An 11,640-nucleotide genomic window follows, 5' to 3' on the forward strand; every position below is an offset into this window, starting at 1 on the left:
ACTATCGGGCGAGCGACGAGCGTAGCACTGCGGCTACGCGGCAGCCGAGTCATCAGCCATAATCCAACAACCAAGGACAAAATCTCGATGAGCTACGACCTCTTCTTTACCTTGCCTGCCGACATTGCGCAGGATGACATCGAAGCTCACTTTCGGCAGCGTAGGCACTACAGGGTCGACGGCGGGGCCACATACGAAAATCCGGACACGGGCGTCTACTTCTCTTTCGCAGTCGACCAAGGCGAGGCATCAGTTGAGCAGTGTACAGGCCCACAGCGGCGTATCGCGTTCAACCTCAACTATTTTCGCCCGCACATCTTCGGTCTAGAAGCCGAGCCGGAAGTGTCGGCGTTTGTCGAGCGCTTCAATCCGGTGATTGAAGACCCGCAGGTCCAAGGAATGGCGAACGGCCCTTACTCGACGGAAGCGTTTCTTCGCGGCTGGAACTGCGGAAACGAAGTCGCGTACCGAAGCATTATCGAGTCGCACGGTAAGTCCAACACCTTCCTTTCGCTGCCAGCAGCGGCTATCGAAGGGGCATGGCAATGGAACCGCGCAGTCCCCAAAATGCAGGCGGCGCATGGGGAGTCGCTCTTTGTGCCCAAAATCATGATGCTGAACGTTGGCGGACACGCAAAGTCATCCGTGGTGTGGGGCGACGGCATACCGACCTTGCTTCCAGAGGTCGACATCGTATTCGTCTATCGCGACGAACTCGCTCCGAAGCCGTTGTTTGGTCAGAGGACGAAGGACCATTGCCTCGTCACGCAGAGCGAGCTTGATGACGTCTTGGAGCCGCTCTCAGAAAAGGGCTATCCGCTGCCAGTGCGAACGCCGACATATGTGGAAGCGCCAGCTGTCGTAAGCAAGTTTGTTCGCAAACTGCCGAAATACACGGGCCCGCTCGAGAGAGTGACGATGGACCGAGTGCTTAGCCGTGAACTGCTTGACAAGAGCCGCTGATGACACCGACCTCGGATTTGGATGCCCTGCTCGATAGAGTCAACGACGAAGCGTCTTTCATCGCGTTCGTTGATGCGCTCGCTTCCGATTTCGCAATGGAGCAGGAGCTTGAGAAACGGAATCCGTCGAGTCCGTATGGCCCGGGCGCTCTGGGTTGGGAGAACGGCACCGTTGATAGCGTATTGGGCGCCGCCGCAGCTTGGGGGCACTCCAGTTCGCTGCGTGGCGGAGCGACAGGCGAACCAAACCCTTGGAAGCGGTGTGCCATGATTCTCTACGCCGGAAAGTGGTACGAATGACGCCCACCAAAACCGGATGTATCGCCGACGAAAAATTGGCGCCCGAAAGTTGAACTACCGCGATGACCCTGTCTAATCCTCAAGACCAAACGCCTTCCATGAACGGAGCCATCTCCGGAAGGCAATGGGCGATGGCGACTTCGCGGCATCAGGGAAACGGACGCAGAGCTACCCCTTAACACTTCAAAAATATGCTTACTGACAAACTGAATACCGCGCTCGCTAGTGCACAGGCAACGGCAGGGAACTATTACTTGACCATGATGCGGTCCGCGTTGTCCGAGGTCGAGCAGGCAGCAGTCGGCCAGTCGATGTTGGAACAGTATATTTCGCAGCTCGATGACCTTCTGTCTGTGAAGCACATGGAAGTGGACGGGCATCTCACCAACAAGTTTGCGCAAGCCTTGGGCGAAGCGCACTTCGCGGTGTTGTGTCACGAGGCTGGTGTCAGCCTGAATCGTATTCCCGAAGTCAACGGCGTGAAGACGCCGGACTTCGAATCGGCTGCAGCGCGGGGCAAACTCTTCTTCGAAGTAAAGACGCTATCGGTTGCAGGAGGCGAGGACAACATTGACGAGCACGTTCGAGATACGATGGATGTCAATCTTAAACTGGAACAAATAGTCCGCGCCGGTGAGCGCGTAGCGATGGCCGAGGGCGAGATTACCCCCTATGGCCGGAAAGTCGGCTTCGAAACGCCGATTCTGGACGTGACAAACGTTCTCATCGAGAAAGCTCGGCAGAACATCAAACCTGGTCAATTCGCGACGGAAAGCACGTTTCTCGTCCTGAACCTCAGTATGCTTCCGTTGCCAGACGGCGATACGGGTTTGCTGCGACCGAGCTATCCCGACAATCGGGAGTTCCCGACCTGCGTCACTGGTGCTCTGTGGATGATGGCATTCGGCAAACCCGGGATGCTTATTCAGCGCGAACCGGAGTTCGCTGGCAAGGGCTGCATCGAAGGCGAACTCGTGAAGTGCGGCATTCTGTCCGACGATGAGTACAAGTACGTTAAAGGCATCCTCTTCGTCGTGCATCCCATGCGCGAGCGCCCCCGTGTGTGGGCACTGTTCCGAGACTTTGAGGACATGAACGATAACCACCCGGACGTTCTGGATGAAGTGCTCAAGGTCGTTGGCAAGAACTGGAATAACCACACCGATATGAACGGCTGGCAACTGGGACGCGGCATCAAGAATTGACTAGGCCGATGACTCATGGGTGCGGGGTTCCTGCTCAGTCACGAATCCGCGAACGGTCGCGATAGGAGTCGGCGAGAGTTCCGCTGTCGCGCACGTGGTTGCCGAGGCGTTGATGCAAATGCAGTCGGCCGTGCTTTCTCACGCTCGGCCAATCGCTGAGAAATTCGGAAAACGATAACCTTATTGCAGGTAGTCATGGCGAGAATCCGAAAAATACAAATCCGGAACTTCCGAGGTATTCGGACGCTCGACTGGATACCGTCGCCCGGCATCAATTGCCTGATTGGCTCCGGCGATACCGGGAAATCGACAGTGCTGGACGCCATCGACCTTTGCCTCGGCGCCCGGCGGAACATCGTGATTGCCGACTCCGACTTCCACAAGCTGGACGTGGAGCAGCCTATCAGCATCACGCTGACGCTAGGCGCACTCGATGAGGAGTTGCTGAGCCTCGATGCGTATGGACTCTTCCACCGCGGCATGGCCCCAAACACGACCGCAATCGAAGACGAGCCTCGTCGCGGATTGGAGACAGTGCTATCTCTAAATCTTACTGTACTAAGCGACCTGGAACCGGTCTGGACGCTGCAGTCGGACCGAGCGCAAGCGCAAGGTATAGAGCGCAATCTTTCGTGGAAGGACCGCCAAAAACTTTCGCCTACACGCATCGGCGCTCTCGCCGAACAAAATCTCGCTTGGCAGCGCGGCAGCGTACTTCATCGTATTTCCGATGAACGCGCAGACGCATCCAGCGCTCTGGTGAAGGCGGGGCGGGATGCGCGGCAAACGTTCGGCGTAGAAGCCGACAAATTGCTAGGTACCGCGCTCGAGACGGTCCGCGCTACCGCGAACGAGCTAGGTGTTCCAGTCGGCGAGAATCCCCATGCGATGCTCGACGCCCATTCGGTCTCGTTCAATGGCGGCACAATTGCTCTGCACGACCACGGCGGCGTTCCGTTGCGAGCGCTCGGAGTCGGGTCCACACGCCTTCTCGTTGCCGGGCTCCAGCGCAAAGCAGCGGCTACCACCACAGCAGTTCTTGCGGATGAAGTCGAGTATGGTCTGGAGCCCCATCGAATCGGGCACTTTCTTGTTTCGCTCGGCTGCAAAGAAGCCAGTCCGCCGCTTCAAACTTTTATGACGAGCCACTCTCCGGTTGTGCTTCGAGAACTGAGCGGCGCACAGCTATTCGTGATGAGGAGAGGCTCCACCGAGCATAACATCCAGGCAGCCGGAACGGATGACGACGTTCAGAGCACGCTGCGCAGCTTCCCAGAAGCCTTTCTCGCTCCACGCATCGTCGTTTGCGAAGGAGGCAGCGAGGTTGGCTTGCTCCGCGGTCTCGACCAGTACTGCGTCATAAAAGGTTGGGCTACCCTCGCGTCCAAGGGTGTCGCATTCGTGGACAGCGGCGGCGGGACACCGGACAAGGCTTATGCGCGCGCGACAGTCTTTCAGAATCTCGGATACAAAGTCCTCGTTCTCCGGGATGACGACGAGAAGCCGACTCCGGAAGTAGAGAAAATGTTTGTGGAGCGAGGCGGCAAGTTCATGACTTGGAGCGACGGACTGGCCCTCGAAGATGAACTTTTCGCAAGTGTGCCGTCAACTTGTGCCCAGAAGATGCTCGCCTACGCCATAGAATTGCACGGACAGCAGCGAATTGAAGGCCATCTCGCGAACATTTCGGGCGACTCGACGGCATATGCCAAAGTCTCGCTCGAGGTCGCAACGAACTCCTTGAGTCACGAATCGCGCACGTTGCTGGGAAGAGCTTCCCGTATTCGGAAAGCCGGCTGGTTCAAGTCTATATCGTGGATGGAAACCGTGGCGAGGAACATGCTATTCCCCGATTGGTACTCGCTACACCCCGCGTTTCAGAAAAAATTCGAGGACCTTCATGGCTGGGCAAATGGTTAACCCAGCAATCAACCTCCTGAGCGTTGTGAGGGGAAGCGTCACCGCTCCGGCAGGTTGCGGGAAAACGCAGCTTATCGCAGACACCCTGGCAGCACACGCGGGCAACAAACCAGTCCTAGTGCTGACCCATACGAACGCTGGGGTCGCGGCGCTTCGAGCACGATTTACGGCGCTGCGCGTGCCGGCAAAGGCGTATCGCCTGGCAACAATCGATGGCTGGTCCATGAGACTAGTGGCAATGTTTCCGGCAACGAGCGAGCTGGCCCCTGACGTACTGAAGCTTCAGAACCCTAATCAAGACTATCCAGCCCTCCGCCTTGCCGCCATCCGACTTTTGACGTCAGGCGGTTTGGACGCGGCATTGAAGGCGAGCTACGCGCATTTGATTGTCGACGAATACCAGGATTGCTTGGTGCCCCAACATTCGCTGATTTGGCAGACGTCCCTTATCCTGCCGACGTGCGTTCTCGGAGACCCAATGCAAGCAATATTTGGCTTCGGAGGGAATCCGCTCATCGGCTGGAAGACTGTCCAGGAGCATTTTGCTGATGCCGGTAGTTTGGACGTTCCATGGCGCTGGCGCAATGCCGGCACAGCGCCGTTCGGTCAGTGGCTATTGGCCATGCGCGAGGCTCTTCGCACCGGGGTTCCGGTTGACCTCACGAGCTTACCTTCGAACGTGCGGTGGCATCGCATCGATGCAGGCAATCCCCACCCAGGGAAGCTAGCAGCCGCTCAGGTGAATACTCCAGGCGGTAGTGGGCGCGTCCTCATCATGTGCAACAGCATGAACAAGACCGGGCAGCAGGACCTCGCGAGCCAGACACCAGGAGCGGTGACGGCTGAGGCCGTGGACATGACGGACCTGCTGAACTTCATGCGAGTATTTTCCCTGACCTCACCGTCAACGGCTTTGCAGCAGCTGTTCGGACTAGCACAATCGGTCATGACGAACTGTGGCATCGCCGAGTTGAATCGCCGACTCGACACGCTCAGACGTCAGACAGCGAAGAAGCCGCCCAATGTCATCGAGGAGGCAGCCTTGGCCTTCCTCGGCAACGCGACCTACTCGTCGGCCATTGACCTCCTACACTCGATGCGCGAGGGAGATGCCGTCCGGGTCTATCGACCAACCATCCTCCGGGCCGCGCTTGCCGCATTTCGTGCCGCCGAAGGAGCAAATACTCCGCTGGTCGATGCGTTCGTACGCGTTCGTGAGGAAAGTCGCTTCACGGGACGCACGCTCCCAAAGCGGTCGGTTGGGAGCACCCTGCTATTCAAAGGTCTTGAGGCGGAAGTTGCCGTCGTGATGGACGCCCACGAACTGGATGCCAGAAATCTCTATGTGGCGATGACGCGGGGCTCACAATTACTAGTTGTCTGCAGCCCTACCTCGTCGCTAAACCCACCTCGCGTCGATTGAGAAGATGGCTTTCCATCCAACGCCATGAAAATCCTGACCGAAGCTTCCCTTGACTTCGCTCGAAGACATATCACGTCGTTCTACGACACCGATTTCTATCCGAAGCCGCTTGAATACAGGGCTCTTTGGTACCAGTGGGACGATGTGAAGAAGTACCTATTGGCTACGCCACTTGCTCAGAGCTTTGTTGGGCAACCACGTGCTGTGGCGTGGCCCAAAGCACGCGGGGGATTCCGGGTTGTTCATCAACTCGAGCCATTGGACGCAATCGTTTATGTCGCGTTGGTGCATTCGGTCGCAGCGCAGATTGGGAAATCTCGGATGGGACCGGAGGTGGCGTGCTCGTACAGAATTCTTGTCGACCGTTCCAGCTTTTTTGCCGGAGGCTCAGGGTTTGCACGATACCGGAATCAATGCGAAAGATTGTCGCAGAAATACAAGTATGTGCTCACCACGGATATCAGCGACTTTTACAACCAGATTTATCTACATCGCGTCTGCAACGCGCTTGACCTCGTAGCCGCCAACAAGGGCGTCGGCTCGGAAATCGAGAGATTCATCACCAAGCTCAACAATAAGGCATCGCAGGGCATCCCCGTTGGCCCCTCGCCGTCGGTCGTTCTCGCCGAAGCGGTGATGATGGACGTCGACCAGCATATCGCCAACGAGCGCTTCGAACACGTACGCTATGTGGACGATATCCGCATATTTTCCGATTCGAAAGAAGCCCTGGAGCGATGTATCGAGAGCCTCGTTATTTATCTGCACGACGCCCATAGACTGAACGTGGTGGCAGAGAAGACCGCCGTAAAGACCACCGCCGATTTCATGCATGAGGAACTTCAGAACCAATATCAGCTTGAAAAACTCGACTTCCTCCGCAGCATCGAGGTCGGAAATCAATATGCGGCACAAGCCCATCCCGACGACGATGATGAAGACCACGACCAGTATGGGAACGATGACGATGATGAAGACGAACGCAGCCTAGGAGAGCGGCTGCTTGATGCGTTGACACGTGCGCACGCCTCGGGCACGGTCGATTTAGCCGTCATCCGGGCAATTATTCGCCGGGCCAAGGCTGGACGCATCTCCGACGTTGCACTCTTCTTGTTGTCGAACATCGACTTTTTTGCTCCGGCTGCAAACGACGTCGTACTGTACTTGGCGGCGTTGCCTCCATGGGACGACCGAGACCTGGTGGACGTACTGCGGAACACCTGTGTATCGGGCATGTTTGATAAGCAATGCGTCCGGGTCTGGATGGAATGGCTGTTTAGCCAGCGAGCCGTGTTCTTGGAGGACAAGGTGCTGCGGGACTTTGTATATCGTGGACAAGTTGCTTCTCAGGCGCTTGGCACGGTCACCATGCGCAACGTCGCGTGGGCGAAGGCCGGCAAGGCAAAAGTGTTATCCAGCGCGTCTTGGGACCGGCGTGCATACATCTACGCGCTTTCGATACTGGCGGACGACGAGAAGGAACATTTTCTGAATCAACTGCTTCAGAATTCGGCGCTCACGCCAACCGACAGGTGGGTGGCGAAATGGGTTAAGGCGGGGTGCCCTTCGGAGGTCCCGCCCACCATCCCGTTTTGAGCCGACAACGCGAAACTAAGAAGTAATCCGTATGGCATTCGAGGAATGCCATACGAGCCACTGTCGCCAGGCGAACGACATTCGCTGAGCGGTTTCCATACGAGCGCGTTTTTCGGCCCCAGTCGTAGCCTCAAGTACAACCTGGCCAAAAGCGGTCGTGCCCCTTCCACGAGAGGCCATCGCTAGTAGTACTTCTGCTCCGACAGAGCTTCGCAATCCCATTTGCGGCGGAGGACTGCTTGATAGAGCATTCCGACCGTCATCATTTCTCTCTTTAGAGAATGGGGCCTTCGAAGGATGAATTTTTGAAAGAAGTGCGAGATGAAACCTTCACCCTCCATGAAGAAGTACCGACGAAAGTCATAGTCGCCCCGGTCCACTTTGAAAGTGTCGAAGTACTTCTCCATGAATTCATCGGCGTCATCTCCGTGTTGCCCCGGGGAATACACCACATCCATGTCGTCGGTGATGGACTTCTTGGAAGACATGCAAGCTTCTTCACGGATAAACGCCACCAGGTCGTCGCGAGTGTATTGCATCAGAACACCCGGTCTTCTGGTCGAGCAATCCGGTTGTACTTCAGCACCGTCTGGTACCCAATCGTCGCAACGTCCCTCGCCATCAAAACCCAGCCGACACCCGGCAATGTTCTGCCAATGAATACACTCAGCTTATGTGTTAGGACCCATCTGAATGCCTTCATGCTTTCGATGGTGAAGGTCGGCAACACTCGCTTTCTGAATTTGTACTTGAACAGCGAGCGAGCCATCACGGATGCGACTGACGTACCCGGCGTCGCGCCCGCCGGCTTCCCACGCGTCGGCAGAAAATTGAATCCACAAAAAATGAGGATTAGGTATTCTACGTCGTCAATCCCGAGTTGCTCGCTCGTTTCCTGCATTGCAATAAACAAGAAAAGCTCGGGGGTGTCAGGTCGTTGTGCCCATTGTATTGATATACGTTGCTCATTTCGGCCCTCTCTTTTGGTCGTTCGTTTTCACTGCATGGAGCGCCGGCTATGCTATCACAGCGGCCTTGCTTGCCGGCTTGGTCGCAGCGGCTTGGGCTCGCAGCAAAGAGCACAAAGACGCGCGTTTTCAAGCTTCGTTCTCAATGCGTTCTCGCATGGCCATCGCCGTCGCATAGTCCTCCAGAAAATTTCGGTTTGGCGCCAGGGTGATGTGGCAGACTCTGAGCCTCCGTGGCATAGTGCGTCGAAATCGTTTTCTTGAGAGGAACCCATGCCCACCCTGGAAGCAATCGAGACAAAGATTCGCCGCCTGCAAGAACAAGCTGAAGCGATGAGAGCGAAGAAGGCCTCGGCTACGCTCGACCGCATCGTCGCGCTCATGAAGCAGAGCGGAATTTCGGTTGCCGACATCGAGGCGTACCTTGGTGGCAAGAAGCGCGGCGCGAGACGTAGTAAGAAGGCGGCTTCAGGTAAAGCCACAGTTGCGGCGAAATACATGGACCCAAAAACTGGCGCTACGTGGTCGGGACGCGGTCGTGCGCCGTCGTGGATTGCGAGCGCTAAGAATCGAGACCGATTTCTTGTTGACGGCAATGCAGCGATGGCGTCGGTGGCGACTGGGAGCAAGGCGAAACGCCCCGGCAACTATCGGCGTGGCCCGCAGCCGGCGAAGTATCGAGACCCCGAGAGTGGCGCAACTTGGTCGGGGCGCGGACCGGCGCCCGCCTGGATGGCGAATGCAAAGGACCGCACGAAGTTCCTAATCGAAGCTGGGGCGTGAGAATCTCGAGCAGAAATTTCTCGTCAGATATGCTACTCCGCAAGACACCACAGACGGACATGGTCGTCCTATTGGACTCGTATCCGAGGCCGGCCTCCGGTGCAACGGACCCATTCATCGTCGCCAACGAACGCCAGGTTGCATTGGCATATCGAATCGCTCCAATCGACTTCGAGCGATTCGGACCCTTCGGAGACGACGACGAACCGTTCTGCTTGCTGCTGTTCCCTTGGGCGGCTTTCCATCGGCTGGGACCACCCAACGACGAGGGCTTAGGTGCTCATCCACTGGCGGCCGCGGGTCTGAAGTGGTACTCGGTACACGAGATAGTGAATTCGTCGTTCGTCGCCTTCCAGTGGAAGGTGGTGTCACCGCATCATGCGCGGCGACATTTCGTTATTACCCTTCAGGACAGCACGTTCGAATGCGTTGCGACGGACTGCGTTCTGGGCGGGGTGTACGGTTCGGATGACATCGCCCGCAGGGAGGCCTCTACTCGGTTCCATTAGAGGCGACAGAGTGCTCAACGGCCGCACGGGTGTGGTACAACACGACGAAGGGTCTCTAGAAATCACCGTGCGTATTTGGGTCAATGGAACTTTGAGATTCTTGTCGGACAGAACAATCACGAAGAGACATATTTCTCTATTTGTTATCCGCAACGGTGCCGGTCTCCGCAATCTGCAGCAGCGCCGTCTTCTGGTCAGCGTACCATCTTACGAGACACTCGCGGTCGTGGCAGGTTTGCTCACGGTAGTTCCACTCCGCACGGGTGCGCTCCCGAAAGGCAACCTCGTCGTGAGCGGCCGCTTTCGCCTTGGCGTAGAGTGAGGCCAGTTCGACATCATTCGCCGCAAGTTCATGGTCGCTGCAGATGAGGTGCTCAGCGTCGGACCGCGCCTTACTGCAATCAAAGCTGGTGTGCAGAGTTGCAGCGGACGCCGGCTCTGCGGTCGCAGCAACAACTGGAGCAGTCTGTGCTTCATTTGCCTTCAACCAATCTGCGAGCGGTGTCGCGTTAAACGGAAGGTCCTTCGACGTAACGTACTTAGCGCGGGATTTTCCGGCGGCGGCATCAACCGTCTCCCTGAACACAATGTCGCCTTTTCCCGTAGCCTCGCTGATTGCGAATGCGGCGTTATCCGACGCACACGCATGCGCCTTGCAGCCTTCGCCGACGATGTAACCGTCTTTAACGTAAATTCCAGCGGAATTGCTAACCGTGAGGCGGTCCACGAACTTGTTCCAGTCCGCACGCGACATATGATTGAATGCGGTACGAAAGCGCTTGTCTGTAACCACGTCAACGGGATGCCTTCCAACGAGCCAGCGGAAGTCGGAGTGTCGTGAGCCGAGTTGGTCATCGGGAGCTGCGCCGGCCGCTGAGGCGACGGGGATATCGGTGCCCGACGACACCGCAGCCTGCCGATTGTCGTCTTGTGTCCGATGGTAGCCGGCGAACAGTGCGACGACGATGGTCAGAACTGCGAAGAGGGCAGCTTTCTCTCGTACGAGGCTGTCGGATTCATTGGGAGTTGGACGCGGCGAAATCTCCGCCTCCAGCAACGAATCGAAGCGTGCGTTGGCTGCGCCGAGCGCTTCCACTGCGGCCGCTTTTTTCTTGTTGAATGACGTAAGACGGAAGAAGCCGTAAGTGAATGCCGTAACGAAGAAGACCAGGCCAATTGGAACGTTGTTCAGGAATATGAAGAACGAGCCCAGCAGGCTGGCGAGGAACGGCGCAACAAAATTCGGCGCCTTGGGCCACGAAGCAATGGTACTTCCAAGGGAGACCGCTTCGTTGGCAAGTTGGCCGCGCTCCCCGAGGTTGGCTGAACACTTGCGTTCGATTTCGTAGACGGCCAGCATTGCCTTCTCTTTCTCTGCTAGCGATATCGAACCGATGTCGACTGCAAGCTTAATGGCCCTCGTGGTCGCTTCGAACTCTCGGCCCAGGGTTTCGAGGAATTCCTGATGCTCGTCGAACGTTACCGCCTCAGACAACTCGTCGCGCCGGACGTACACCCCGTGCGAAAGGAAGTATCGCAAAAGTGCATCGGTGGTACGTGCCTGCACCTGGGCAACGAAGTCGCGCGCAGCCTGCTCTCTTTTCGAGAGCCGCTCAGTGCTCGCGGAATCGATTTGGCTGCTACCTGCGACAATGGACCGAACCGGATTCGCTGCGCGCCGTATGTTATGGGTGAACCGCATTCCGGTTCCCGGAATGCTTGCAGTGACATGGCCGCGCGTGTTGTATGTGAACCCTTTTCCGCCAATTGACGTGCTGATGCCGCTCTTGCTGATGTTGAGGTGAATGCCCGGTGCTATCTTTATCCTCTTCCTAAACCCCCACCCCATTTGCCACCCCCGCTCTCATTTGACTCGTCATTTTCGTCGTAGCGCGCAGTCGGACGAACCCCGTGCTATGCCGTTCAAGCATCTGTTCAGGTCGCTGGACTCAAATACCAGCCCCGACCGCTCGC

General features: G+C 57.0%; 9 protein-coding genes and 1 pseudogene. 7 read left to right on the plus strand and 3 right to left on the minus strand.

Annotated features, from left to right (window positions below):
• Positions 1-87 precede the first annotated feature (87 nt).
• From D7S89_RS14740 to D7S89_RS14765, 6 genes are all read left to right on the plus strand, one after another.
• Positions 88-963: a hypothetical protein gene (locus tag D7S89_RS14740; protein ID WP_121278443.1), complete on the plus strand. Its 876-nt coding sequence runs from the start codon at positions 88-90 to the stop codon at positions 961-963.
• The gene (locus D7S89_RS14745; RefSeq protein WP_121278444.1) at positions 963-1,262 is read left to right on the plus strand and encodes a DUF7660 family protein; all 300 of its coding nucleotides are present in this window, start codon (positions 963-965) and stop codon (positions 1,260-1,262) included. Before D7S89_RS14740 ends, D7S89_RS14745 begins: the two co-directional genes overlap by 1 nt.
• 191 nt (positions 1,263-1,453) lie before the next feature.
• Positions 1,454-2,467 (plus strand): hypothetical protein, encoded by a 1,014-nt coding sequence (locus D7S89_RS14750; protein WP_220702154.1) that lies wholly within the window; start codon positions 1,454-1,456, stop codon positions 2,465-2,467.
• Positions 2,468-2,662: 195 nt separating this feature from the next.
• Entirely contained in the window at positions 2,663-4,387 is a 1,725-nt protein-coding gene (locus D7S89_RS14755) for an ATP-dependent nuclease (protein ID WP_121278445.1), read from the plus strand.
• The gene (locus D7S89_RS14760) at positions 4,368-5,810 is read left to right on the plus strand and encodes a UvrD-helicase domain-containing protein (RefSeq protein WP_245982918.1); all 1,443 of its coding nucleotides are present in this window, start codon (positions 4,368-4,370) and stop codon (positions 5,808-5,810) included. The genes D7S89_RS14755 and D7S89_RS14760 overlap by 20 nt, the downstream gene beginning before the upstream one ends.
• 24 nt (positions 5,811-5,834) lie before the next feature.
• Positions 5,835-7,406: an RNA-directed DNA polymerase gene (locus D7S89_RS14765; protein ID WP_121278447.1), complete on the plus strand. Its 1,572-nt coding sequence runs from the start codon at positions 5,835-5,837 to the stop codon at positions 7,404-7,406.
• 182 nt (positions 7,407-7,588) lie between these two features.
• On the opposite strand, the gene D7S89_RS14770 is transcribed toward D7S89_RS14765, so the two are convergent.
• Entirely contained in the window at positions 7,589-7,945 is a 357-nt protein-coding gene (locus tag D7S89_RS14770; protein WP_121278448.1) for a DUF1493 family protein, read from the minus strand.
• Positions 7,945-8,375: pseudogene (locus D7S89_RS14775) on the minus strand (STM2901 family protein). Before D7S89_RS14775 ends, D7S89_RS14770 begins: the two are co-directional and overlap by 1 nt.
• 272 nt (positions 8,376-8,647) lie before the next feature.
• Here D7S89_RS14775 and D7S89_RS28155 point away from each other — a divergent pair.
• Positions 8,648-9,157, plus strand: a complete 510-nt coding sequence (locus tag D7S89_RS28155) for an H-NS family nucleoid-associated regulatory protein (protein WP_121278449.1) — start codon at positions 8,648-8,650, stop codon at positions 9,155-9,157.
• A gap of 645 nt (positions 9,158-9,802) precedes the next feature.
• On the opposite strand, the gene D7S89_RS14790 is transcribed toward D7S89_RS28155, so the two are convergent.
• Positions 9,803-11,515, minus strand: coding sequence for a DUF4236 domain-containing protein (locus D7S89_RS14790; protein WP_121278451.1), 1,713 nt, complete (start codon positions 11,513-11,515; stop codon positions 9,803-9,805).
• Positions 11,516-11,640 lie beyond the last annotated feature (125 nt).

This window comes from Trinickia fusca, assembly GCF_003628145.1.
Lineage (GTDB): Bacteria > Pseudomonadota > Gammaproteobacteria > Burkholderiales > Burkholderiaceae > Trinickia > Trinickia fusca.